The 22536-nt window shown below is 70.9% G+C and carries 26 protein-coding genes; 7 read left to right on the top strand and 19 right to left on the bottom strand.

Going from position 1 to position 22536, the window contains the following annotated elements; translation table 11 throughout:
• Window positions 1–383: 383 nt before the first annotated feature.
• From V1318_RS17870 to V1318_RS17930, 13 genes are all read right to left on the bottom strand, one after another.
• Complete coding sequence (locus V1318_RS17870; protein ID WP_055909722.1) at window positions 384–749, bottom strand: PilZ domain-containing protein; 366 nt, start codon at window positions 747–749, stop codon at window positions 384–386.
• Window positions 746–1720 carry a DNA polymerase III subunit delta' gene (locus V1318_RS17875; protein ID WP_332941094.1) on the bottom strand — a complete coding sequence of 325 codons (975 nt, stop codon included), beginning with the start codon at window positions 1718–1720 and terminating at the stop codon, window positions 746–748. The genes V1318_RS17870 and V1318_RS17875 overlap by 4 nt, the downstream gene beginning before the upstream one ends.
• Window positions 1717–2355 (bottom strand): dTMP kinase, encoded by a 639-nt coding sequence (gene tmk / locus V1318_RS17880; RefSeq protein ID WP_332941095.1) that lies wholly within the window; start codon window positions 2353–2355, stop codon window positions 1717–1719. Before tmk ends, V1318_RS17875 begins: the two co-directional genes overlap by 4 nt.
• Window positions 2352–3491, bottom strand: coding sequence for an endolytic transglycosylase MltG (gene mltG, locus V1318_RS17885; protein ID WP_332941096.1), 1140 nt, complete (start codon window positions 3489–3491; stop codon window positions 2352–2354). Before mltG ends, tmk begins: the two co-directional genes overlap by 4 nt.
• Window positions 3488–4330, bottom strand: coding sequence for an aminodeoxychorismate lyase (gene pabC, locus V1318_RS17890; protein ID WP_332941097.1), 843 nt, complete (start codon window positions 4328–4330; stop codon window positions 3488–3490). The genes mltG and pabC overlap by 4 nt, the downstream gene beginning before the upstream one ends.
• Window positions 4327–5682 carry an aminodeoxychorismate synthase component I gene (locus V1318_RS17895; protein WP_332941098.1) on the bottom strand — a complete coding sequence of 452 codons (1356 nt, stop codon included), beginning with the start codon at window positions 5680–5682 and terminating at the stop codon, window positions 4327–4329. The genes pabC and V1318_RS17895 overlap by 4 nt, the downstream gene beginning before the upstream one ends.
• A 184-nt stretch (window positions 5683–5866) precedes the next feature.
• Window positions 5867–7105: a beta-ketoacyl-ACP synthase II gene (fabF, locus tag V1318_RS17900; RefSeq protein WP_332941099.1), complete on the bottom strand. Its 1239-nt coding sequence runs from the start codon at window positions 7103–7105 to the stop codon at window positions 5867–5869.
• Window positions 7106–7255: 150 nt separating this feature from the next.
• The gene (gene acpP / locus V1318_RS17905) at window positions 7256–7495 is read right to left on the bottom strand and encodes an acyl carrier protein (RefSeq protein ID WP_031373652.1); all 240 of its coding nucleotides are present in this window, start codon (window positions 7493–7495) and stop codon (window positions 7256–7258) included.
• A 117-nt stretch (window positions 7496–7612) separates the two neighbouring features.
• On the bottom strand, window positions 7613–8359 hold the full coding sequence (gene fabG, locus V1318_RS17910) for a 3-oxoacyl-ACP reductase FabG (protein WP_332941100.1): 747 nt from the start codon (window positions 8357–8359) through the stop codon (window positions 7613–7615).
• A 117-nt stretch (window positions 8360–8476) separates the two neighbouring features.
• Window positions 8477–9424, bottom strand: a complete 948-nt coding sequence (gene fabD / locus V1318_RS17915; RefSeq protein ID WP_332941118.1) for an ACP S-malonyltransferase — start codon at window positions 9422–9424, stop codon at window positions 8477–8479.
• A 190-nt stretch (window positions 9425–9614) separates the two neighbouring features.
• Window positions 9615–10610, bottom strand: coding sequence for a beta-ketoacyl-ACP synthase III (locus V1318_RS17920; protein ID WP_332941101.1), 996 nt, complete (start codon window positions 10608–10610; stop codon window positions 9615–9617).
• A 209-nt stretch (window positions 10611–10819) separates the two neighbouring features.
• Entirely contained in the window at window positions 10820–11014 is a 195-nt protein-coding gene (rpmF, locus tag V1318_RS17925; RefSeq protein WP_056173439.1) for a 50S ribosomal protein L32, read from the bottom strand.
• 126 nt (window positions 11015–11140) lie between these two features.
• Complete coding sequence (locus V1318_RS17930; RefSeq protein WP_332941102.1) at window positions 11141–11668, bottom strand: YceD family protein; 528 nt, start codon at window positions 11666–11668, stop codon at window positions 11141–11143.
• Between the two features lie 126 nt (window positions 11669–11794).
• Here V1318_RS17930 and V1318_RS17935 point away from each other — a divergent pair, with 126 nt between their 5' ends.
• The 3 genes from V1318_RS17935 to V1318_RS17945 all read left to right on the top strand — a co-directional run bounded on the left by V1318_RS17935 (window position 11795) and on the right by V1318_RS17945 (window position 13461).
• Window positions 11795–12172 carry a hypothetical protein gene (locus tag V1318_RS17935; protein WP_332941103.1) on the top strand — a complete coding sequence of 126 codons (378 nt, stop codon included), beginning with the start codon at window positions 11795–11797 and terminating at the stop codon, window positions 12170–12172.
• A 105-nt stretch (window positions 12173–12277) separates the two neighbouring features.
• The gene (locus V1318_RS17940) at window positions 12278–12850 is read left to right on the top strand and encodes a Maf family nucleotide pyrophosphatase (protein WP_332941104.1); all 573 of its coding nucleotides are present in this window, start codon (window positions 12278–12280) and stop codon (window positions 12848–12850) included.
• A gap of 92 nt (window positions 12851–12942) precedes the next feature.
• Window positions 12943–13461, top strand: coding sequence for a tetratricopeptide repeat protein (locus V1318_RS17945; protein WP_332941105.1), 519 nt, complete (start codon window positions 12943–12945; stop codon window positions 13459–13461).
• 36 nt (window positions 13462–13497) lie between these two features.
• Here V1318_RS17945 and V1318_RS17950 read toward each other — a convergent pair whose 3' ends face one another.
• Entirely contained in the window at window positions 13498–15330 is a 1833-nt protein-coding gene (locus V1318_RS17950; RefSeq protein WP_332941106.1) for a glycosyltransferase family 39 protein, read from the bottom strand.
• A gap of 188 nt (window positions 15331–15518) precedes the next feature.
• Here V1318_RS17950 and V1318_RS17955 point away from each other — a divergent pair, with 188 nt between their 5' ends.
• From V1318_RS17955 to V1318_RS17970, 4 genes are read left to right on the top strand one after another with little or no spacing between them, the layout of a single operon-like run.
• Complete coding sequence (locus V1318_RS17955) at window positions 15519–16472, top strand: AAA family ATPase (RefSeq protein WP_332941107.1); 954 nt, start codon at window positions 15519–15521, stop codon at window positions 16470–16472.
• Between the two features lie 5 nt (window positions 16473–16477).
• The gene (locus V1318_RS17960; protein ID WP_332941108.1) at window positions 16478–17443 is read left to right on the top strand and encodes a DUF58 domain-containing protein; all 966 of its coding nucleotides are present in this window, start codon (window positions 16478–16480) and stop codon (window positions 17441–17443) included.
• Window positions 17436–19418 carry a DUF3488 and transglutaminase-like domain-containing protein gene (locus V1318_RS17965; RefSeq protein ID WP_332941109.1) on the top strand — a complete coding sequence of 661 codons (1983 nt, stop codon included), beginning with the start codon at window positions 17436–17438 and terminating at the stop codon, window positions 19416–19418. The genes V1318_RS17960 and V1318_RS17965 overlap by 8 nt, the downstream gene beginning before the upstream one ends.
• Window positions 19415–19912: a Slp family lipoprotein gene (locus V1318_RS17970; RefSeq protein WP_332941110.1), complete on the top strand. Its 498-nt coding sequence runs from the start codon at window positions 19415–19417 to the stop codon at window positions 19910–19912. The genes V1318_RS17965 and V1318_RS17970 overlap by 4 nt, the downstream gene beginning before the upstream one ends.
• Window positions 19913–20128: 216 nt before the next feature.
• Here the strand turns inward: V1318_RS17970 and V1318_RS17975 are convergent, their stop codons facing one another.
• The 5 genes from V1318_RS17975 to V1318_RS17995 all read right to left on the bottom strand — a co-directional run.
• A complete protein-coding gene (locus V1318_RS17975) occupies window positions 20129–20482 on the bottom strand; it encodes a histidine triad nucleotide-binding protein (protein WP_332941111.1) in 354 nt (117 codons plus the stop codon).
• A 103-nt stretch (window positions 20483–20585) separates the two neighbouring features.
• A complete protein-coding gene (recR, locus tag V1318_RS17980) occupies window positions 20586–21182 on the bottom strand; it encodes a recombination mediator RecR (protein ID WP_332941112.1) in 597 nt (198 codons plus the stop codon).
• 10 nt (window positions 21183–21192) lie between these two features.
• The gene (locus V1318_RS17985) at window positions 21193–21429 is read right to left on the bottom strand and encodes a hypothetical protein (RefSeq protein WP_332941113.1); all 237 of its coding nucleotides are present in this window, start codon (window positions 21427–21429) and stop codon (window positions 21193–21195) included.
• A 19-nt stretch (window positions 21430–21448) separates the two neighbouring features.
• Window positions 21449–21769 carry a YbaB/EbfC family nucleoid-associated protein gene (locus tag V1318_RS17990; RefSeq protein ID WP_332941114.1) on the bottom strand — a complete coding sequence of 107 codons (321 nt, stop codon included), beginning with the start codon at window positions 21767–21769 and terminating at the stop codon, window positions 21449–21451.
• Between the two features lie 106 nt (window positions 21770–21875).
• The coding region (locus V1318_RS17995) for a DNA polymerase III subunit gamma/tau C-terminal domain-containing protein (protein WP_332941115.1) at window positions 21876–22536 on the bottom strand (661 nt) is incomplete at its 5' end.

The raw sequence follows: 22536 nt of genomic DNA on the forward strand, positions 1-22536 counted from the left end.
CGATAACCGCACCGTCGCGAGGGTTGGATGTCGCGCGATGGTGCGGTTCGCCTTCGGCTCACCACACCCTACGTTCGATGGGCGGGTGCTTCCCCGCTCAAAAAACTTCGCGGCTCACGCCGCTCCCACAGACAGCGGCGACGCCGTAGGGTGCCGGTGATAACCGCACCGTCGCGAAGGTTGGATGCCACGCGATGGTGCGGTTCGCCTTCGGCTCACCGCACCCTACGTTCGATGGGCGGGTGCTTCCCCGCTCAAAAAACTTCGCGGCTCACGCCGCTCCTACAGAAGGCCGCGGCGCCGTAGGTGCGGCGATCACCGCCACTTCGCGGATTCGGGCCGGACTTGGGCGCAGCACCGAAAGCCGGTCGCGATGCGGCACCTCACATCGTATGCGTGGCGCGATCCGCGGTCAGCGAGCCGGCCAGCAGGGCTTCGATCTTGCCCTTCACCGCGTCGCCTTCGGCGGTTTCGGCGAACTGCACGCCGATGCCGGCCGGGCGATTGCCCTGGGCGCCGGTGGGCGTGACCCAGACCACCTTGCCGGCGACCGGCAGGCGTTCGGTGGATTCGGGCAGGGTCAACAGCAGGAACACTTCGTCGCCGAGGAAATACCGCTTGGGCGTGGCGACGAAGATGCCGCCGTACTTCAGGAACGGCATGTAGGCGCCGTACAGCGCCGCCTTGTCCTTGATCGCCAACGACAGAATGCCCTGCCTGGCTGCGCCCGCGCCTGCCGCTCCGCTCATCCCCGATGCCCTCCAGCGGCCCGCGCGCCATCCCCGGCGCGCCAAGCCATCAACAATTCGACTACCGCCAGGTCCGCGCGCACCGTCGTCCGCAACAGATCGCGGGTGCGATTGGCGCGATCGAACCAGGCCGCCAGACTGCGCGTTCGCACCGGGTCGGTCAAGCCGGAGGCTTCGGCCAGGGCGAGATCGGCGGCATGGCGCAGACGCAGCGCGGCGTGTTCGTCGCCGACCCAGCGCTGGGCGATTTCCGACGGCGACGCATCGCCGCGCGCGAGCTTGTTCAGATCGGCGGCGACGTCGCGGCGCAGCTTCAGGCCGTCGCCCTGCAGCCACTCGTGGGCCAGGCCCGGATGGCCGCGCGCGGCCTCCAGCGCCTCGCGCGCGGCGGTCTCGGCGTGGCCGTTGGCCTTGAGCCAGGCCAGGGCCTCGTCCTGCGGCGGCAGGCGGAATTCCAGGCGCTGGCAACGGCTGCGGATGGTCGCGCTCAGGCGCAAGGGATGCGCACTGATCAGCCACAGATAGCGTCCGGGCACCGGCTCTTCCAGCGTCTTCAGCAGCGCGTTGCCGGCGGCGTGGTTGATCGCGTCGGCGGGGTCCAGGATCGCGATCTGGGCGCCGCCGTACTGCGGCGTCAGCGCCAGGCGTTCGGACACGTTGCGGATCTGTTCGATCACGATCTCGGTGCGCAGCCGGGTGCCTTCCTTGTTCGGAATGAAGGACACGGTCTGGAAATCCGGGTGCGTGCCGGCCGCGTACAGCAGACAGCCGCGGCATTGCCCGCAGGGCTCGCCGTCGGCGCCGCGGTCGCGGCACAGCAGACGCTGCACCAGGCGCTCGGCGACCGCGCGCTTGCCCAGCTGCGGCGGGCCGCAGAACAGCAGGCCATGGCCGAGCCGGCCGGCGTCGAGCGCGGCGGTGGCCTGCTCGTAAACGCGGCGCTGCCAGGGCGCGAACGCGGGCGCGCTCACGACTGCGCCTCGATCAGTCGCTTCAGTCGCGCCACCGCCTGCGCCGCGACCGCGTCGGCGGGCTGGCTGGCGTCGATCACATGGAAGCGCTGCGGCTGCGACTGCGCGCGCGCGCGGTAGCCGGCGCGCACGCGCTCGAAGAAGTCCTCGCGCTCGGCCTCGATGCGGTCGGCGGCGCCGCGCCCGCGCACGCGTTGCAGGCCGATCGCGACGGGCACGTCCAGCAACAGGGTCAACGCGGGTTCGATCCCGACCACGCGGCGTTCGAGTTCGGCGATGAACTGCGGATCCAGACCGCGGCCCTCGCCCTGGTAGGCGTAACTGGCGTCGGTGAAACGGTCGCTGATCACCCAGGCGCCGCGGCGCAGCGCCGGCAGCAGGGTCTCGCTGACGTGCTGGGCGCGGCCGGCGAACACCAGCAGCAGCTCGGCCTCGGGCGTCGCCGGTTCGTGGTGGGTGTCCAGCAGCAGGCCGCGGATCTGCTCGGCCAGCGGGGTGCCGCCGGGCTCGCGCGTGCACACCACCTCCACGCCGGTCGCCTCCAGCGCTGCGCGCAGGGCCGCCAGCACGGTGGACTTGCCGGCGCCCTCGCCGCCCTCCAGGGTGATCAGGCGCGGCTGGACCTGCAGGCTCATCGGTGCGCGCTCTGTGCCGGCGCCTGCGGGGTCGCGGCCTGCGGCGTTTCCTCCGCCTCCTCCAGCACCGCCTTGCCCTCCTCGGGCTGGCCGTCGCGCCGCTGCGCGCGGTAGCGCTGCAGGTACAGGCGCACGTTGGCCTGGTGCTGGGCGTAGGTGGCCGCGAACAGGCTGCTGCCGCTGCCGTCGCCGGACGCGACGAAGAACAGCGCGTCGCCCGGGGCCGGATTGGCGACCGCCTTGAGCGCGCCCACGCCGGGCATCGCGATCGGCGTCGGCGGCAGGCCGGTGCGGGTGTAGGTGTTGTAGGGCGTGTCGGTCTGCAGGTCGCGCTTGCGGATGTTGCCGTCGTAGCCCGCGCCCAAACCGTAGATCACGGTCGGGTCGGTTTCCAGCTTCATGCCCAACTTGAGCCGGCGTTCGAACAGGCCGGCGATCTGCGGACGCTCGGAGGCGATGCCGGTTTCCTTCTCGACGATCGAGGCCAGGATCAGCATTTCCTCGCGGCTCTTGAGCACGCTGTTCCTGTCGCGGCCTTCCCAGGCGGCGTTGAGCGCCTTGTCCATGGCGTCGCTGGCGCGCTTGAGCACGTCCAGGTCGCTGTCGCCGCCGGTGTAGAGATAGGTTTCGGGCAAAAAGCGCCCTTCCGGGTGCTGGCCCGGGCGTCCCAGCGCTTTCATCAGCGCCGCGTCGTCGAGCTTGGCCGCTTCCTGTTTCAAGTCCTGCTTGCGCGCCAGCGCCGCGCGCAGGTCGCGCAGGTTCCAGCCTTCGATCAGGGTGAAGCGATGGCTGAGCACGCGGCCGTCGCGCATCGCGATCAGCAGCTCGCGCGGCGAGGTGCCGGGCTCGAGCGCGTATTCGCCGACCTGCAGGCGGCCGGCGGCGCCGAGTTGCTTGGCCAGCGCGCGCCATTCCAGCGCGTCGCCGCCGCTCACGCCCGCCTCGCGCAGCTTGCGCAGCACCACCGGCAGCGAGTCGCCGCTTTCCACGATCAGGCTCTGCCCGGCTTGCAGGCCGGACAGCGGGGCGTCGGCGAAGCGCGTGTAGCGCTGGTACAGCCAGCCGCCCGCGATCGCGGCGGCCAGCACCAGCAGCAGGAAGAAACCGCCGACACGGCGCTTGGTTTTACGACTCACGACACCTCCGAGCCCGGCGGGGCTGCAGATTCGAATGCGGGATGCGATTGGGCCAGGCGACGCTGCAGGCCGGCCACCGCGGAATGCGAGGGCCAGACGCGCTCGCCCAGCCGGGCGACCGGCAGGATACCGCGCACGGCATTGCACAGGAAAACCGCGTCCGCGCTTTCCAACGCGTCTTGCGACAGGGTCGCGGTTTCGGCGGCCCGATCGCCCAGGATCGCCAGCAGCCGCTCGCGGCAGACCCCGGCGACACCGCAGCGTTCCACGCTCGGCGTCCACCAAAGCCCCTCGCGCAGCACGAACAGGTTGGCCGCGGTCGCGCACACCACCGCGCCGTCGCCGTCGCGCATCAGGCCCTCGTCGATCCCCGGGTCGGTCCATTCGGCGCGCGCCAGCACCTGCTCCAGGCGGTTGCAGTGTTTGAGCCCGGCCAGCGCCGAGGGCGTCGCCAAACGGGTTTCGCACCAGCGCAGGCGCAGGCCCGCGGCCGGGGCCGGCGGCGGCAGCTCATGGCGGGACAGCAGCCAGGTCGGCACCGGCTCGGCCGGCGGCGCATAGCCGCGCCCGCCCGCGCCCCGGCTGACGATCAGTTTCAGCACCGCGTCGGCGCCGTCGAGCAGGCGCTCGGCCTCGGCGCGCACGAACTCGGGGGGCGGCAGCGGCAGGCGCAGGCGCGCCGCGCCGCGGCTCAGGCGCCGCCAGTGCGCGTCCCACCACGGCAACGTGCCGCGGTGCGCGCGCAGGGTTTCGAACAGGCCGTCGCCGTAGGCATAGCCGCGGTCCAGCAAGGGCAACGCCTGCGCGGCATGCTCGCCGGCGTAGACGCGCGCGCTCATCCGGCCACGCCCAGCGCGCGCAGCATGCCGCGCGCCTTGGCGCGGGTCTCGTCGAGTTCGCGCTGCGGATCGGAGTCGGCGACGATGCCGGCGCCGGTGCGGAAGCGCAGTTCGCCGCCTTCGAGTTCGGCGCTGCGGATCAGGATGTTGAGGTCGAGATCGCCGTCGCGATTGAGCCAGCCCATCGCCCCGGTGTAGACGCCGCGGCCGCCGCCTTCGAGCTCGGCGATGATCTGCATGCAGCGCACCTTCGGGCAGCCGGTGATGGTGCCGCCCGGGAACACCGCGCGGATGGTTGCGCCCGGCGTCGCCTCCGCGCGCAGACGGCCGCGCACGTTGCTGACGATGTGATGCACGTGGGCGTAGCTCTCGACCGTCATCAGTTCGTCGACCTCGACGCTGCCCGGCGTGCAGACCCGGCCCAGGTCGTTGCGTTCCAGGTCGATCAGCATCACGTGTTCGGCGCGCTCCTTGGGATGCCCGACCAATTCGCGGATGCGCGCCAGATCGTCGTCGCCGGCCACGCGCGGACGGGTGCCGGCGATCGGCCGGGTCTCGACCACGTCGCCGCGCACCGACACCAGGCGCTCGGGCGAGGCGCTGACCACCGCCCAACCGGGGCCGGCGAACAGGCCCGCGAACGGCGCCGGATTGTGCTGGCGCAGGCGCTGGAACAAGGCCGCCGGCGCCAGCGGCGCATCGAAATGCGCGCGCCAGCCGCGCGAGAGATTGACCTGGAACACGTCGCCGGCGCGCAGGTAGTCGAGCACGCGCGCGACGCCGTCGGTGTAGCGCTGCGGCGCGTCCTCTTCGATCGCCTGCGGCGGGCTCCATTCCGGCAGGGGTGCCAGCGCGGCCGCGCGCTCGACGTCGGCGGCGATCGCATCGAGCATGTCCGCGTGATCGGTCTCTGCCAGCACGATGCAATCGCCGCTGGCGCGGTCGCGCAGCACCGCGGCCGGACAACGCAGGGCCAGCGCGACCGGCAGGCCGCCCGCCGCCGCCGGCAGGCGCAGCACCGGTTCGACCTGGGCGGCCAATTCGTAGCCGAACAACAGCGCCCAGCCGCCGCGGAACGGCCAGCGCGGCTCGTCGCGCGCGACCCGTTGGGCGCGCCAATCGGCGTCCAGCGCGGACAGGAAATCGCCCGCGCGCGCGCGGCCGTCCTGGTCGCGCACACCGCCGTCGGGGTCCAGTCGCAATGCCTCGCCGTTGCCGGCCAGCAGCAGGTCCCAGCGGCCCTGCGCGGTGCCGTCGGCGCTGGATTCCAGCAGCATGGGATAGCGCTGCGGCGCCAGGCGCTGCAGCGACAGCAGGTCGGTGGTGGCGGGCAGCGCGCGGGTCAGCAGCATGATGGTCGAACCTTATACCGGCGCGGTGCGGGCCGGCGAGCGCGCCGCGCGAGCGCGCTTGGGCGCCGCTGGGGCGCGATCGGCACCCGGCCGGGTGCCGGCGCGGCGCCCGCGAGGGCATACGGCGGGCGCCGCCGGACCGGCGCCGCAGCGGCCGATCCGGGCAGCGCCGCGGGCGCGCGGATCAGATCCGCTTGAACACCAGGGTGCCGTTGGTGCCGCCGAAGCCGAAGCCGTTGGAGACGGTGACGTCGACCTTCTTCTCGCGCGCCACGTTGGGCACGTAGTCCAGGTCGCAGCCTTCGCCCGGCTGCTCCAGGTTGATGGTCGGCGGGATGATGCCGTGGTGCAGGGCCAGCACCGAGTAGATCGCCTCGGCGCCGCCGGCCGCACCCAGCAGGTGGCCGGTCATCGACTTGGTCGAGCTGACCATGGTCTTGTAGGCGTGATCGCCCAGCGCGCGCTTGATCGCCAGGGTTTCGGCGACGTCGCCCAGCGGGGTCGAGGTGCCGTGGGCGTTGAGGTAGGCCACGTCCTCGGGGTTGATCTTGGCGTCCTTGAACGCCGCTGCCATGCAGCGCGCCGGGCCTTCGCCGTTCTCGCTGGGCGCGGTCATGTGGTAGGCGTCCGAGCTGGCGCCGAAGCCGGCGAGCTCGCAGTAGATGCGCGCGCCGCGCGCCTTGGCGCGTTCGTACTCCTCCAGCACCAGGATGCCGGCGCCGTCGCCGAGCACGAAGCCGTCGCGGTCCTTGTCCCAGGGCCGCGAGGCGCGGGTGGGATCGTCGTTGCGCGTGGACATCGCCTTCATCGAGCAGAAACCGCCGACCGAGGTCTGCGAGGCGCCGCGCTCGGCGCCGCCCGCGATCATCACGTCGGCATCGCCGTACTGGATCATGCGCATCGCCATGCCGATGGAATGGTTGGAGGTGGCGCAGGCCGAGACGGCGGAGAAATTGGGGCCCTTGATGCCGGTCAGCAGCGAGACCTGGCCGGGCAGCATGTTGATGATGGTGCTGGGCACGTAGAACGGCGAGATCTTGCGCGGGCCGCCCTCGTGGTACTTGATGGTCTGCTCTTCGATGCCCAGCAGGCCGCCGATGCCCGAGCCGATCAGCGCGCCGATGCGCTCGGCGTTGGACTCGTCGACCACCAGGCCCGCGTCTTCCATCGCCATCATCGAGGCGGCGACGCCGTAGTGGATGAACTCGTCCATCTTCTTGGCGTCTTTCGGGCCGACCCACTTGCCGATGTCGAAGTCGCGGACTTCGCCGGCGATGCGGGTGGTGAAGTTGGACGCGTCGAACCAGGTGATCGGACCGATGCCGGAGCGGCCGTTGACGATCCCGTCCCAGTTGCTGGCCAGGTCGTTGCCGAGCGGGGAAACGATGCCGAGGCCGGTAATCACTACGCGACGGTTGAACATGGAGCACTCCGTACTGTTGACACGGGATTCTGACGCTACGCCGGCGTATCCACCGGCACTAAAAACGCGGGGCCGCAATGCGGCCCCGGTATGGTTTTGCCGACGACGCCGGCGGTCCGCTCGCGCTGGCCGCCGCGTCGCCCGCGTCGATTACGACTTGACGTGCGCCTTGACGTAATCGATCGCCTGCTGCACCGAGGTGATCTTCTCGGCCTCTTCGTCCGGGATCTCGCACTCGAACTCTTCTTCGAGGGCCATCACCAGCTCGACGGTGTCGAGCGAATCCGCGCCGAGGTCGTCGACGAAGGAAGCGTTGTTGGTGACTTCTTCTTCCTTAACGCCAAGCTGTTCGACCACGATCTTCTTGACGCGTTCTTCGATGCTGCTCATGAGTTTGTGCTCCTCCCGTGAGGGGTTTTCGATGGAATAGTCTAATGGAATCGGAGGCGTTCGCGAGCATGCGCGAAACCCCTTTTGGTTCAATCGTTTACGCTTCGCAACGACGGCTCATGGCATGTACATGCCGCCGTTGACGTGCAGGGTCTCGCCGGTGATGTAGGCGGCGCTGGGGCCGGCCAGGAACGCCACCGCGCGGGCGATGTCGGCCGGTTCGCCGAAACGGCCCAGCGCGATCTGGCCGAGCATCGCGTTTTTCGCGTCCTCGGGCAGCGAACGGGTCATGTCGGTGTCGATGAAGCCGGGCGCGACCACGTTGACGGTAATGCCGCGGCTGCCGATCTCGCGCGCCATCGACTTGCTGAAGGCGATGATGCCGGCCTTGGCCGCGGCGTAGTTGGCCTGGCCGGCGTTGCCGGTCACGCCGATCACCGAGGCGATATTGACGATGCGGCCCTTGCGCGCCTTCATCATCGCGCGCATGACCGCCTTGCTGGTGCGGAACACGCTGGTCAGGTTGGTGTCGAGGATGGCCTGCCAGTCCTCGTCCTTCATCCGCATCAGCAGGTTGTCGCGGGTGATGCCGGCGTTGTTGACCAGGATCGAGATCGCGCCGATGTCCTTTGCGATCGCGTCGATCACCGCCTCGATCGAGGCCGGGTCGGCCACGTCCAGGGTGCGGCCGTGGCCGCCGTGCGCGGCCAGACGCTCGCCGATCGCGGCGGCGCCGGCGTCGCTGGTGGCGGTGCCGATCACGGTCGCGCCCTGCGCGGCCAGTTCGTCGGCGATCGCGGCGCCGATGCCGCGGCTGGCGCCGGTGACCAGGGCGATTTCGCCCGCGAGGGGTCCAGTGCTCATGTGTGCTCCGCTCTCAGTTCGGTACGACGTCGGTTCGGTTCGGTGCGGCGTCGGTTCGGCATCGCGGATCATCGCCCGAAACGGCGTATCGCGCAGCCAGCCTAGCCAGGATAAGGGTCAGGCCTGCGACCAGTCCGCCAATGCGGCCTGGAAATCGCCGACCGTGCCCAGCGGGCGCGCATCCAGCGATTTGTCGATGCGCTTGACCAGGCCGCTGAGGACCTTGCCGGGGCCGCATTCGGCCACGCGGGTCGCGCCGCGCGCGGCCAGGGCCTGCACGCAGCCGGTCCACTGCACCGGCAGATAGAGCTGGCGCACCAGCGCGTCGCGGATCGCGTCCAGGCCGGCATGCGCCTGGGCGTCGACGTTCTGCACCACCGGCAGCTTGGGCGGGTGCCAGCTCAGGCCGGCCATGGCCTCGCCGAGGCGATTGGCGGCGTCGCGCATCAGCGGGGTGTGCGAGGGCACGCTGACGGCGAGCTTGACCGCCTTGCGCACGCCGCGTTCGGCCAGCTGGACCAGGGCGGCATCGACCGCGGCGGCATGGCCGCCGATCACGATCTGGCCGGGCGAGTTGTAGTTCGCCGGCACCACCACCTCCTTGCCCGACACCGCCGCGCAGACTTCCTGCACCAGCGCGTCCTCGGCGCCGAGCACGGCGGCCATGGCGCCGGTGCCCGCAGGCGCGGCGTCCTGCATGAATTGTCCGCGCAGGCGCACCAGGTGCGCGGCGTCCTTCAGCGACAGCGCGCCGGCGGCGACCAGTGCGGTGTATTCGCCCAGGCTGTGGCCGGACAGCTGCGCCGGTTGCGCGCCGCCCTGGGCCTGCCACAGGCGCCATACCGCCACGCCCGCGGCCAGCAGCGCCGGCTGGGTGTACTCGGTGCGGTTGAGCATTTCTTCCGGGCCGCTCTGGCTCAGCGCCCACAGGTCGGTGGCGGCGCCGTCGCTGGCCTCGGCGAAGGTGTCGCGGATCAGCGGATGCAGCTCGGACAGCTCGGCGAGCATGCCCAGCGATTGCGAGCCCTGTCCGGGAAACACCAAGGCGAGAGAGTCGTGGCTCATCGAGTCGTGGCGCGAACGCCGGTCCAGTTCGTCAAGGACCGGCATGATACGAGGCAAACCGCGTCATCGTCTGTACTCGCGCGTATCGTGACGCGTTGCGACAGTTTTCCGAACACGCGAATTCGGGCGCGAAAACGCACGCGCCCGGCAAGCCGGGCGCGTAGGGCGACACAGGGAAAGGCGCGGGCGATCAGTAGCGCAGCAGCGCCGAACCCCAGGTGAAACCGCCGCCGAAGGCCTCCAGCAGCACCAGCTGGCCGCGCTGCACGCGACCGGAGCGCACCGCTTCGTCCAGCGCCAGCGGCACCGAGCCCGAGGAGGTGTTGCCGTGCTTGTCGACGGTGACCACCACGCGCTCCATCGGCATGTCCAGGCGCTTGGCCGTGGCCTCGATGATGCGCAGGTTGGCCTGGTGCGGAATCAGCCAGTCGATGTCGTGACGGTCCAGGCCGTTGGCTTCCAGGGTCTCTTCGACCACCGAGTCCAGCGCCTTGACCGCGTGCTTGAAGACCTCGTTGCCGGTCATCAGCACCTTGACGCCGGCATTGGGCTCGTCGAGCTTGAAACCGGCCGAAACGCCGACCGGGTTCCACAGCAGCTCCTTCTTGCCGCCGTCGGCGTGCAGATGGGTGCTGAGGATGCCGGTTTCGCTGTCGGCCTTGAGCACGACCGCGCCGGCGCCGTCGCCGAACAGCACGCAGGTGCCGCGGTCGCTCCAGTCGATCATGCGGGTCAGGGTTTCCGCGCCCACCACCAGCACGGTCTTGGCCGCGCCGGACTGGATGAACTTGTCGGCCACGGTCAGCGCGTAGACGAAGCCCGAACAGGCGGCGTTGACGTCGAACGCAGGGCAACCGTTGGCGCCCAGGCGGTGCTGCAGCAGGCAGGCGGTGGACGGGAAAATCAGGTCGGGCGTGGTCGTGCCGAGCACGATCAGGTCCAGTTCCTGCGGATCGACGCCGGCGGCTTCGAGCGCGCGCAGCGAGGCGTGGTAGGCCAGGTCGCAGGTGGTTTCGCCCTCGGCGACGACGTGACGCTCGCGGATGCCGGTGCGGGCCGCGATCCATTCGTCGCTGGTGTCGACCATCTTGGCGAGGTCGTCGTTGGTCAGGATCTTCTCCGGCAGGTAGCTGCCGGTGCCCGCGATACGCGAATAGACCCTGTCTTGCTTGCGCTGCTCAGTCATCACCACTCCGCTGCGGAACCGTAGTCAGGCCCGAATCGGGCCCATTCCGCCAGACGCGCTGGCGGCGGAACCCCGCCGTGGCGGCCGCAGGTCCCGCGTGCTCGACAAGCACGTGTTGGTTCCGCGCGCTGTACGACAGCGGCGGCCGGATCGGCGACGGCCCCGCGCGCCGCCAAAGCGTGCGCGCGGCGCGGCGGGCGATGCGAAGATTACTCTTCGTCGGCGACCTTGGACTGGGTGTTGATCACCTTCTTGCCGCGGTAGTAGCCGTCGGCGGTGACGTGGTGGCGGATGTGGGTCTCGCCGGTGGTCGGGTCGGTGGCCAGCTGCTTGCTGGTCAGCGCGTCGTGGGCGCGGCGCTGGCCGCGGCGGGACGGGGAAACGCGGGACTTCTGGACAGCCATGGTCTTGCTCCAAGAGAAACTGTGGAAACTGAAACTGTTAGGAACCGAAACTGATGGAAACTGCGGTTGGAAACTGGAGTTGCCGGTAGTGCCCTGACGCGTGTGCCGCAAGCGCGCCGCGGTGGATCAGTTCGATTTGTTCTTCAACGCCGACAACGCCGCGAACGGATTGGCGCGTTCCTGTTCGGCCTCGGGGGCCGGCCAGTCGCGCTCCATCGCTTCCGTGCCCGGGGCCATCGGCACCACCGGCACGGCGAGGATGAGTTCGTCCTCGACCAGTTCGATGGTCCGCAGCTGGCCGTCTTCCGGCATCAGCAGCGGTTCGTAACCCGGCGGCAGCCCGGCCTCGTCCGCTTCCTCGCGGATCAAGCCCAGGCGCTGCACGATCTGCACCGGCAGCAGGAACCGTTCCAGGCTGCGCTGGCACAGCAGCGGCAACGCCGTATCGACCTTCAACTCGACGTAGGGCACCTGCAGTTCGTCGCTGGCGAAATCCAGCGAGAACGTCACGTCACCCTCGGTATCGAGCAGACTGCCCTGCAGCCGCTTGAACGACGACAACGGCACGCGCCCCTCGACGCCGCGCCTTGCGGCCACCAGGCGCCAGGCATCGAGTACTTCGGGCACCCGCCCGGCTGGCACGTCCGCTGACATAAGCCGCGGAATGTTAGAGACCCAACCCCCTGATGTCAAACCGGAAACCCAGGCGGGGCGGGGATTTGCCGCCGGCCGGGCCCTCGGGTCAGACTCCGGCTTTCCCTGCGTTCAGCCGACTCCGCCGTGACCACCACCCTGATCCTGCTCCTGGCCGCGCTGGCGGCCGCCGTGGTCGTGTTCGGCCTCCGCCGCGGTTCCGGCCGCCATCAGCGCGCGGTGCGCGAGCTGCTGGACGCCGCCGACGCCCTGGAAGCCCGCCTGCGCACGGCCCGGGCCGAGATCGAGGCGGTCGCCGGCGACCAGAACCTGGACCCGGTCGGCGACGCCATGCGCGAAATGCTGCGCCAGCGCCTGTGGCTGCGCGACCACGGCAATTCGGCCAGCCCCGAGCAGTTGGCCGAGGTCCGGGCCTCGATCGACGCCGCGCGCGGCCGCATCGAGCAGCAGCTGTCGCAGATCGAACGCGCGCGTTCGATCCTGGAAGTGAGCCCGGAGGAATGAGAAGCCAGAAGTGAGTAAAAGCATAGACTTAGCTCGCCTCGATCCTGAATGTTCAATGCCCGCCCTTCGCTCATTCCTCACTCCTGCGCGCTCACTTCTCGCCCCATGCACCTGATCCTGGCGTCCACCTCCCGCTACCGGCGCGAGCTGCTGCAGCGCCTGCGCCTGCCCTTCGACTGCGCCCGCCCGCAGGTCGACGAGACCCCGCGGGCCGGCGAATCGCCGCTGGAACTGGCCCAGCGCCTGGCCCAGGCCAAGGCCGAGGAGGTCGCCGCGCGGATGCCCGGGGCCTGGGTGCTGGGTTCGGACCAGGTCGCCGAGTTCGACGGCCGCCCGATCGGCAAACCCGGCGACCGCGCCGGCGCGATCGCGCAGCTGGCCTCGATGTCGGGGCGCGAGGTGCGCTTCCTGACCGCCCTCTGCCTGGCCCGTAGCGGCCAGGCCCCGCAGCGCGCGCTGGACCTGACCGCGGTGCGCTTCCGCAACCTGAACCGGGGCGAGATCGAGCGCTACGTCGACGCCGAGCAGCCCTACGACTGCGCCGGCAGTTTCAAGTCCGAAGGCCTGGGCATCGCCCTGTTCGAGGCGGTCGACAGCCGCGACCCCAGCGCCCTGATCGGACTGCCGCTGATCGAGACCGCGCGCCTGCTGCGCGCGGCCGGCTACGCCCTGCCCTAGCGCGACACCGCTTCGGCGCGATCCATCGCCGCGACCTGACGGACCGACGGGCGCTTGGCTATGCTCTTCGCTCCATCAGGGGGAAAACCAGCATGAAGATTCGCACCGCAGCCGTCGCGGGAGTTCTGTTCGTCTCGGGTATCGCGGTCGGTTACGCCGCGCAGAAGACCACGGCGCCGGCCTACCGCGACAAGCCCAAGCAGGACGCCGCCATGGCCCTGCTGCAAACCGCCAAGACGCTGGCCGGCAAGGGCAGTTGGGAACGCATCGCGGTCGGCCGCGTCTACTACCTCGGCGGCCACAGGGCCGAGGGCCAGGCGATGTTCGACCAAGTGCTGGCGGGCAAGCCCGAGGACACCGACTTCTACCGCATCGCCCGCGTCTACCGCGAAGCCGGCGAATGGGACAAGGCCAAGGCCATGTTCGATCGCTTCCTCAGCGTGACCGACGACGACGAGACCAAGCTGGCCGAGATCGGCGCCTATTATCTGATGCAGGGCGATCGCGCCGCCGCCGAGCGCCTGTTCGACCGCTCGTTCAAGACCAAGCCCGATCTGTGGGCCGCGGTAGCCGCCGCCGGCGGCTACCTGGACGTCGCGCCGCAGGAGTAAGCCGGTTTGCGCCGGCGCGCAGTGCGCGCCGGCGCGTCAGGGCGCCGCGTCGACGACCTCGACCGGCTGCTCCGACCAAGTCTCCACGCTGCCGTCGCGGCCGCGCAGACGCAGCCCCAGCCAATGCCGTCCCGGCGCCACCTCCGCGCCCAGCGCCACCTGCGCGGTGAAACCGACCTTGGGCTGCAGCGGATCGCGCGATCGCGCCCAATACGCTTGCACGTCCAGGCGCTCCAGGCCGTAGCGCGCCTGCGCGACCGCGCGACCGTCCAGCGTGATCTCGACGCCGTCCAGCCCGACCCCGTCCTTGAACGCCCAACCGCGCAAGGCGAAGCGGCGCCCGACCCGCGCACGCGATTCGGGCGCGTCGATCCAGGCCATCGCCGGCGTCGCGCACGCGCCGCTGCGCGGAGCGTCCAGCGCGAACAACAGGAAGCGCTGACGGCCGTGATCGACGTTCAGCACCTCCGGCGCCGGCAGCGGCCCGACCATCGCGCACAGGGCGTGGTAGCGATCGAGCAGGTTCTTGTATTCGACCTCGCTGGCGCCGACCACCAGCAACACCGGCGCGTCGCCCCAGTCGGCGCGGCCGGCGCTGCTCAGGCCCCATAGCCGCAGCTGCGGCGCGCGGCCGTGCTTGTGGTTGAGCGGATGGTCGAGCACGGCGATGCGCGGATCACGCAAGGCGAAACCCAGTTCGGCGGCGACCTTGAAATTGTCGGCGACCAGACGCGTGCCGGCCGGCATGCGCGCACGCGCGGTCTGCACGCGCGCGGCCAGTTCGTCCCAACCGGCGAAGTTGCTGGGGTACCACTTCTCCGCCGCGCTGCGCGCGCGCAGCTGCGGCGCCGACACCGCGACGTAGTAGCCCAGCATCGACAGCAGGCCCAGCGCGGCGGCGATCCAGGTCAGGCGCCGCGCCCAACGCGGCCAGCCCGCAAGCAGCGCCGGCAGCAAGGGCAGCAGCGCGAAATAGCCCGGCAGCGGCCAGTGGAAACTCACCCGTTCGGTATCGGCGAAAAAGCCCAGGACGAAGAAGCCCAGCACCAACAGCCCGCCGAGCAGGGCGAAGTAGCGCGTCGCCTGCGCATGCGCGTGGCAACCGCGCCTGGCCGCCAAGATCAGCGCCAGGAACAAGGGCGGAGTGACCAGCAGGGCCTGGATCGCGACGAACCACAGCCCGTCGGCGTGGAAGGCCCAAGGATGGCGATCGACCAACTGGAAGCGCAGGCCGGCGTCGGCGTTGTCGATGTTCCAAAACAGCAGCGGCGTCCACGCCGAGGCGCCGATCGCGATCGCGGTGAGAGTGCGCACGTCGCGCAAGGCGCGGCGGCCATCGGCCAGGATCAGCAAAGCCAGGAAACCGACCCCGATCACGGCGATGAAACGGTAATGGCTGAGCGCGCCTATGCTCAGGCCCGCGGCCAGTTCCAGCGCGCTGGCGGCGTCGACACGACGCAGCAGGCGCGCACCCGCGTCCATGCACAGCAAGGTCGCCAGGGCCATCGCCGCATCCGGCAGGGCCAACAGGCCCAGCGTGCCGCCCAAGGGCAGCAGCAGGGCGAAGCAGGCCGCCTGCCAACCGGCGCGCGCGCCGTATTCGCGCGCGGCGATGCGCTGCACCAGCAGGGGCAGCGCTGCGGCGATCAACAGGAACGGCGCGCGCAGGGCCAAGGCGTGTTCGCCGCCGACGGCGGTGCCCAGGCGCGTGAGCCAGGCGGTCAGGCCTGGCAGATCGGAATACGCCGCGGCCGGATGCCGCCCCTCCCACCAATAGAAGGCCTCGTCGACGAACAAGGGCAGACGCGCGGCGACCAGCAGCTTGAGCGCCAGGACGATCGACCACAGCCCCCAGAAAACGCGACGCATCGCAACGTCCCGGTTTGCGTCGGCCCCGTTTGCATCCCGCATCGACTCGCGACCTCGCTACACTCTGATGAACTCGACGCGGGCGGACCCGGCGCAACGGCGCCGCGCCTGTCCCGCACCGGACCGCAGCCGACCGCAGGCGCTGCGCGCGCTCCGGAATTCGACGCGATCCTCAGGAGACCAGCACGATGGCGGCATCCCCCACGACGGCATCCATGCTAACCGATGGCCTGCGCAGCGCCCTGGATCGCGCGCAGGCGCAGGTCAACGGCCTGGTGCTGGGCAAGCCGCACGAAGTCCGGCTCGCCTTCGTGGCCTTGTTGTCGGACGGCCATCTGCTGATCGAGGACCTGCCCGGGCTGGGCAAGACCACGCTCGCGCACGCCCTGGCGGCCACGCTGGGTCTGGAATTCCAGCGCGTGCAGTTCACTTCCGACCTGTTGCCGGCCGACGTGGTCGGGGTGTCGGTGTTCGATCCGCAGGCGCGCAGTTTCCAGTTCCATCCCGGCCCGGTGTTCACCCAGGTGCTGCTGGCCGACGAGATCAACCGCGCGCCGCCGCGTACCCAGAGCGCGCTGCTCGAAGCCATGGCCGAGCACCAGGTCACCGTCGACGGCACCACCCATGCCCTGCCGGATCCGTTCTTCGTGATCGCGACCCAGAACCCGGTCGACCTGGCCGGCACCTATCCCCTGCCCGATTCGCAGCTCGATCGTTTTCTCCTGCGCCTGGCGCTGGGCTATCCGGGCGAAGCGGCCGAACGCGACCTGCTCGCCGGCGCCAATCGGCGCGACCTGATCGCCCAGACCCTGCCCATCCTCGGCAGCGAGGACGTGCTGGCCGCGCGCCGCGCGGTCAGCGCGGTGCATGCCAGCGACGCGCTGATCGGTTATGTGCAGGCGCTGCTCGCGCGCAGCCGCCGCCATCCGGGCGTGCGCGTGGGTCTGTCGCCGCGCGCCGGCCTGGCCCTGCTGCGCGCCGCGCGCGCCTACGCCCTGCTGCTGGGGCGCGCGCATGTGCTGCCCGAGGACGTGCAGGCGCTGTTCGCGCCGGTCGCCGCGCACCGCCTGGTCGCCGACGCCGATGCCGGACACGACGGCGCCTTGGCCAAGGCGATCCTGCACGCGGTGCCGGTGGACTGAGCGCGATGGCGGACAATCCGCGCCCCGGCCTGCGCGCGCGCCTGCGCAAGTTCGCGCGGCCGCGCGATCCGGAGACCTTGCCCGCGCTGTTCCATCGCGGCCGCGTGTACGTGCTGCCGACCGGCTTCGGCCTGTTCTTCGCCGTCGCCCTGATGTCGATGCTGTTGGGCGCGCTGAACTACAACAACAACCCCGCCCTGCTGCTCGCCCTGCTGCTGTCCGGCGCCGGCCTGGCCAGCCTGATCGCGGCGCAGATGCAGCTCACCGGCCTGAGCGTGGTCGCGATCGACGCCGAACCGGTCGCCGCCGGTCAGCCCTTGCGCGTGCGCGTGCACGCCAAAGCCCCGCCCGAGCGCGCGCGCCGCGGCTTGCGCGTCGACGACGACGGCGATTCCGACGCGCTCGCGCCGCTGGACCTGGACGCGGGCAGCGGCGAAGCCGAATTGAACTTCGCCACGCGTAGGCGCGGCTGGTTCGAACTGCCGCGCCTGCGCGTGTCGACCACGCGACCGCTCGGCCTGGCGCGCGCCTGGGCCTATGTCTGGCCGGACGCGCCCCTGCTGGTGTATCCGGCGCCGGAGCCGCACGGCCCGCCGCTGCCGGCCGGCAGCGGCGACCAGATCCAGACCCGCCTGCACCCCAGCGGCGACGACGTCCATCACCTGCGCGGTTATCGCGCCGGCGACGCCCGGCGCGCGATCGCCTGGAAGCCTTCGGCGCGACGCGACGCGTTGCTGGTGCGCGAGTTCGAGCAACCCCTGGGCGCGGACGTGGTGCTGGACTGGCGCAGCGTGCTCGCCCTGGGTTACGAAGCGCGGATCGCGCGCCTGGCGCGCTGGGTCGACGAGGCCGAACGCGACGGCCGCCGCTACCGCCTGATGCTGCCCGGCCAGCCCGAGCTGGGCCCCAGCAGCGGCAGCGCGCACCGTCACGCCTGCCTGCGCGCGCTGGCGCTGATGCCGCATGCCTAAGCCGACCTCGCCCTTGCTGGACTCGGGCAGCCGGGCCTGGACCCTGTCGACCGCGGCCGCCTGCATGTTGCCGCTGCTGCTGCAGCTCACACCGCTGCTGGGCCTGCTGATCGCCGCCTGCGGAATCGCGGTCGCGCTGCTGGCCTGGCGCCGCCCGCTCAACTTCGTGGTGCGCGCCCTGCTCGCGCTGGTGCTGATCGGCACGGTGATGATGCAGATGAACTTCGGCATCGGCCGCGACACCGGCTGCGCGCTGCTCGCGGCCATGCTCGCGATCAAACCGGCCGAGACCTCGACCCTGCGCGATGCGCGCAGCCTGATCGGCTTCGCCCTGTTCGCGCCGTTCGGCACCTTCCTGCTCGACCAGGGGCCCTTGTCGCTGATCCTGGGCCTGATCGCCGCGCTGCTGGCGCTGGCGACGCTGCAGCGCCTGGCCGAATTCGAATCCGGCGAACGCGTGCGCCGGCTCGGTCACTGGCAACGCCTGGCCGGCATCGCCCGCCTGGTCGCGATCGGCCTGCCGCTGGCGCTGGCGGCGTTCTGGCTGTTCCCGCGCCTGGGCACGCCGCTGTGGGGCGTGCCCGACCGCTCGCTGAGCCGGCCGGGCTTGTCCGGCAGCATGACGCCCGGCGGCTGGGCCGAGCTGATGAACGACGAAACACCGACCATGCGCGTGCGCTTCAACGGCGCGGTGCCCCGGCCCTCGCAGATGTACTGGCGCGGTCCGGTGCTGTGGGATTTCGACGGCCGCGAATGGACCCAGCCGCGCTGGTACCGCGGCCTGCCGCCGGCGCAGACCCAATCGGCCGAAGCGCGCTGGGACTACGAGATCGAGCTTGAGCCCACCGACGGCCGTCAGCTGGTGGCGCTGGATCTGCCGCTGGCGGCGCCGCCCGACACCCGTTTGTCGATCGATCACGGCCTGTTCACCGCCCGCCCGCTGACCGCGCTCAGCCGCTGGCGCCTGCGCTCGGCGCCGCCGCTGCGCTATCACCTGCAGTTGCAAAGCGTGTTGCGCGAAGCCGCGCTGCGCCTGCCCGAAGGCTATAACCCGCGCACCCGCGAACTCGCGCTGCGTTGGCGGCGCGAACTCGGCGGCAACGACGCGGCGCTGGTGCGGCGCGCGCTGGACTGGGTGAATCGCGAGTTCGCCTACACCCTGGACACGCCGCTGCCCGGACGCCACGCGGTCGACGAATTCCTGTTCGACTACAAGGCCGGCTACTGCGAGCACTTCAGCTCGGCCTTCGTGGTGCTGATGCGCAATGCCGGCATTCCGGCGCGCGTGGTCACCGGCTACGCCGGCGGCTATCGCAATCCGATCGGCGACTACTGGCTGGTGCGCCGCTCCGATGCCCACGCCTGGGCCGAGGTCTGGCTGCCGCAGCGCGGCTGGGTGCGGGTGGACCCGACCGCCGCGGTCGCCCCCGAGCGCGTCTACGACACCCTCGCCGACCGCGCCCCAGGCGCCAACCTGCTCGGCGGGCTGACCATGGCCACGCCGATCTTCAATCTCGGCGACTGGGCCCGGCGCGGCTGGAACGACTTCGTGCTCGGCTTCGACGCCAACCGCCAGCAGAGCCTGCTGCAGCCGCTGGGTGTCGACCGGCTCGACACGGGACGCCTGGTAGCCTTGTTCGGCATGGCCGCGGGCCTGACCCTGCTGTGGATGGTCTGGCTCAGCAGCCGCGGCCAACGCGAGCGCGATCCGGTCCTGCGCGCCTGGCATGCGCTCGGCCGCCGCTACCGGCGCCTGGATCTGGCGCGCGAACCGCACGAGCCGGCCCAGGACTGGTCCGACCGCGTCGCCCGCAGCCGGCCGGACCTGGCCCCGGCGCTGGCGGCGCTCAGCCAGCGTTTCGCCGATTGGCGGTACGCTGTAGCGGAACCCGGGCGGCGCGACGCCCGTGAAAAGCGCGATCTGATCAGGGCGCTGCGCGCGCACCGCCCGGGCCCCAATGGAGAAGGCCGATGAACGTTCGTCTCACCCCCCGCTTGGTCCTGCTGGCCGCGAGCATCGGCCTGCTGACCGCCTGCGCGACCCAGCCGCAACCGCTGCAGGGCGCGTTCAATCCGATCACCCCGGCCGATGCCGCCGCCAACGACAGCACCGGCGCGACCGTGCGCTGGGGCGGCCGCGTGGTCGAAGTCGAGCCGCAAGCCAATCGCACCTGCTTCGTGATGATCTCCACCCGTCTGGGCAGCAGCGGCCGCCCGTACTGGGCCAGCGACGACATCGGCGGCCGCTTCCTGGCCTGCCGCTCCGGCTTCTACGATCCGGCCCTGTTCGAGAAGAACCGCGAAGTGACCTTCACCGGTCGCATCAGCGGCTACGAGAACCGCCGCATCGGCCAGTACGACTACCGTTTCCCGCTGGTCGACGCCGAGGTGGTCTACCTGTGGCCGGTGCGCGAACAAGTCGACGTCATCACCCGCCCGGCGCCGTGGCCGTGGTGGGGCTGGTGGTAAGCCAGTCGCTGGCGGCGCATGACGAAACGCCCGGGATGTCCCGGGCGTTTTCGTTTGCGCCTTCGATCGATGTTTGCGGGCCAAGCCGCGGCCACGATGCTATGGCGCCCCCTGTGGGAGCGGCGTAAGCCGCGATCGCCGGGTCGCCCATCGTTCGCGCGTGGCTTGAGGTCGCGATCGCGGCTTACGCCGCTCCCACCTGCAGCCCGGGCCGCGTCAGCGCGGCGTGCCGAAACGACCGAGCTGGGCGCCGGCCAGCAGGTGCAGATGGATCTGAAACACGGTTTGGCCGCCGTCGCCGTTGCAGTTCATGACGATGCGGTAGCCGTCTTCGGCGAAGCCTTCGCGCTTGGCGTAAGCGGCCGCGGCGTGAGCCAGGCGGCCGACCACCTCGGCCTGCTCGGGCTGCAGGTCGTTGAGGGTCGGTACGTGGGTCTTGGGCACGAACAGCACGTGCACCGGCGCCTGCGGCGCGATGTCGCGGAACGCGATCAGGTGCTCGTCTTCGAAGACGATGTCGGCCGGGATTTCGCGGCGGATGATCTTGCCGAAGATGGTGGGGTCGGTCATCGGGAATCGGGAATCGGGAATCGGGAATCGGGAATCGTAAAGGTACAACGGCCGGGGTCTAAAGCTCTATCGATTCCCAATTCCCCATTCCCGATTCCCAGCCTCACTCCATCTCGCTGCGGCTGCCGAAGGCGTGCGACAGGGTGCCGCGATCGACGTATTCGAGTTCGCCGCCCAGCGGCACGCCGTGCGCGAGCCGGCTCGGGCACACGCCGTGCTGGCGCGCGAGCTGGGCCAGGTAATGCGCGGTGGCCTCGCCTTCGACGGTGGGATTGGTGGCGATGATCAGCTCCTGGATCTCGCCCTCGGCCAGGCGCGCGGCCAGGCCGTCCAGGCCGAGTTCGCGCGGGCCGATGCCGTCGAGCGGGCTGAGCCGGCCCTGCAGCACGAAGTACAGGCCGCGGTAGCCGGTGGCCTGCTCGATCGCCAGCCGGTCGGCCGGCGACTCCACCGCGCACAGCAGATGGGCGTCGCGCGCGGCGCTGGCGCAGGTCGCGCAGACCGGCGTCTCGCTGAAGTCGCGGCAGCGGCTGCAATGGCCGACCTTTTCGATCGCTTCGGCGAGCGCGTTGGACAAGCGCTGGCCGCCGGCGCGCTCGCGTTCGAGCACGTGGTAGGCCATGCGCTGGGCCGATTTCTGGCCCACGCCGGGCAGCACCCGGAAGGCTTCGATCAGTTGTTCCAGCAGCGCGCTGCTCATGCCGGCGAACTCACTCGGACGGGGTGAACGAACTGCTGCGCGGGATCGGCTCGCGATTCATCGCCCGCACCACGTTGAGGCAGACGATCGCGCCCAGCAGCGGCAGCAGCCAGACGAAGGCCGATTGCAGGCCCTTCTGGGCGCCGCTGAGGTCCGGCTCGCGCCAGATCGCCCAGGTCGCGTACAGGTCCAGGCCGAGCAGGCCCGACGCGATCAGGCCGGCGGCGAGGCCGAGTTGCAGATTCATGAGCACAGGTTCCCGCGGCTCAGAACGGCATCTTCATGCCCGGCGGCATCGGCATGCCGGCGGTGGCGGCGGACATCTTGGCCTGCGACTCGGCGTTGACCTTGTTGACCGCATCGTTGAACGCGGCCGCGACCAGGTCTTCGGCCATCTCCGGATCGCTCAGCACGCTGGGATCGATGCGCACCTTGCGGCACTCCATGCGGCCGGTGATGGTCACGCTGACCATGCCGCCGCCGGCGTTGCCGGTGACTTCGATCTTGGCCAGTTCTTCCTGGGCGCGCTGCACGTTTTCCTGCATCTTCTGCGCTTGTTGCATGAGTTGGGCGATGTTGCCGCGCATGGTGTCCTGCCTGTTTCCGGGGTGGTGGGGAAGGCGCCGCGCGGGTGGACGCGGCGCGCTGCGACGAGCAGCGATGCAACTGGAATGAGGACGGCGGCCGCCGTCCTCAAGCCTCGTCGAACGGACGAATCGAGTCCGGCACGACCCGCGCGCCGTGCTGCGAGATCAGGCGCTGCACGTCGGGATCGTTCATGAACGCGTCCTCGGCCGAGGCCTGGCGCTGGTCGCGCGCGCGCTCGTTGCGCTCGCGCAGCGATTCGCTGGACTGGGCGGACTCGAAACGGATCTGCGGGGCCGCGCCCAGGCGCGGCGCCAGCGCGTCGGCGACCATCTGGATCAGGGCCGGCGCGCGCAGGTGATCGTCCTCGGCCGGCAGGGACAGGCGCAGCGCGCCGTCGGCGTAGGCGATGAAACCGGCGTGCTCGGCCAGCAGCCGGGCCGGGCCGCGCAGCCCGCTGCCGGCGACCAGGTCGTGCCAGGCGTCGGCATCGGCGATGCCGGCGCCGCCGCTGCGCGGCGCGGACGACATCGCCGGCACGGCGGGCGCGGCCTCGCGCTGCTCGGCCCGAGCCGGTTCCGGCGGCGGCGCGGGCCGGCGCGGCGGCGCTTCGACCGCGGGCGGTTCCGCCCAGGGCACGTCGCTGCGCGCGGTTTGCGCGCTCGGCGCCGGCATGCGCGGCGCTTCGATTCGGGGGGCTTCGACTCGCGCCGGCTCGGCCGGCCGCGTCTCGAGCGGCGGCGGCGCGGCGCGCGTCTGCGGTGCGGGC

Origin of the sequence: Lysobacter sp. CCNWLW3 (assembly GCF_036697405.1) — a bacterium.
In the GTDB taxonomy this organism is placed as follows: domain Bacteria; phylum Pseudomonadota; class Gammaproteobacteria; order Xanthomonadales; family Xanthomonadaceae; genus Lysobacter.

Bases quoted from the DNA above. Each gene is read 5' to 3' on its own strand.
- V1318_RS17870 (WP_055909722.1), bottom strand. From the start codon at position 749: ATGAGCGGAGCGGCAGGCGCGGGCGCAGCCAGGCAGGGCATTCTGTCG.
- tmk (WP_332941095.1), bottom strand. From the start codon at position 2,355: ATGAGCCTGCAGGTCCAGCCGCGCCTGATCACCCTGGAGGGCGGCGAG.
- pabC (WP_332941097.1), bottom strand. From the start codon at position 4,330: ATGAGCGCGCGCGTCTACGCCGGCGAGCATGCCGCGCAGGCGTTGCCC.
- V1318_RS17895 (WP_332941098.1), bottom strand. From the start codon at position 5,682: ATGCTGCTGACCCGCGCGCTGCCCGCCACCACCGACCTGCTGTCGCTG.
- fabF (WP_332941099.1), bottom strand. From the start codon at position 7,105: ATGTTCAACCGTCGCGTAGTGATTACCGGCCTCGGCATCGTTTCCCCG.
- acpP (WP_031373652.1), bottom strand. From the start codon at position 7,495: ATGAGCAGCATCGAAGAACGCGTCAAGAAGATCGTGGTCGAACAGCTT.
- fabG (WP_332941100.1), bottom strand. From the start codon at position 8,359: ATGAGCACTGGACCCCTCGCGGGCGAAATCGCCCTGGTCACCGGCGCC.
- fabD (WP_332941118.1), bottom strand. From the start codon at position 9,424: ATGAGCCACGACTCTCTCGCCTTGGTGTTTCCCGGACAGGGCTCGCAA.
- V1318_RS17920 (WP_332941101.1), bottom strand. From the start codon at position 10,610: ATGACTGAGCAGCGCAAGCAAGACAGGGTCTATTCGCGTATCGCGGGC.
- rpmF (WP_056173439.1), bottom strand. From the start codon at position 11,014: ATGGCTGTCCAGAAGTCCCGCGTTTCCCCGTCCCGCCGCGGCCAGCGC.
- V1318_RS17930 (WP_332941102.1), bottom strand. From the start codon at position 11,668: ATGTCAGCGGACGTGCCAGCCGGGCGGGTGCCCGAAGTACTCGATGCC.
- V1318_RS17940 (WP_332941104.1), top strand. From the start codon at position 12,278: ATGCACCTGATCCTGGCGTCCACCTCCCGCTACCGGCGCGAGCTGCTG.
- V1318_RS17945 (WP_332941105.1), top strand. From the start codon at position 12,943: ATGAAGATTCGCACCGCAGCCGTCGCGGGAGTTCTGTTCGTCTCGGGT.
- V1318_RS17950 (WP_332941106.1), bottom strand. From the start codon at position 15,330: ATGCGTCGCGTTTTCTGGGGGCTGTGGTCGATCGTCCTGGCGCTCAAG.
- V1318_RS17955 (WP_332941107.1), top strand. From the start codon at position 15,519: ATGGCGGCATCCCCCACGACGGCATCCATGCTAACCGATGGCCTGCGC.
- V1318_RS17960 (WP_332941108.1), top strand. From the start codon at position 16,478: ATGGCGGACAATCCGCGCCCCGGCCTGCGCGCGCGCCTGCGCAAGTTC.
- V1318_RS17965 (WP_332941109.1), top strand. From the start codon at position 17,436: ATGCCTAAGCCGACCTCGCCCTTGCTGGACTCGGGCAGCCGGGCCTGG.
- V1318_RS17970 (WP_332941110.1), top strand. From the start codon at position 19,415: ATGAACGTTCGTCTCACCCCCCGCTTGGTCCTGCTGGCCGCGAGCATC.
- V1318_RS17975 (WP_332941111.1), bottom strand. From the start codon at position 20,482: ATGACCGACCCCACCATCTTCGGCAAGATCATCCGCCGCGAAATCCCG.
- recR (WP_332941112.1), bottom strand. From the start codon at position 21,182: ATGAGCAGCGCGCTGCTGGAACAACTGATCGAAGCCTTCCGGGTGCTG.
- V1318_RS17985 (WP_332941113.1), bottom strand. From the start codon at position 21,429: ATGAATCTGCAACTCGGCCTCGCCGCCGGCCTGATCGCGTCGGGCCTG.
- V1318_RS17990 (WP_332941114.1), bottom strand. From the start codon at position 21,769: ATGCGCGGCAACATCGCCCAACTCATGCAACAAGCGCAGAAGATGCAG.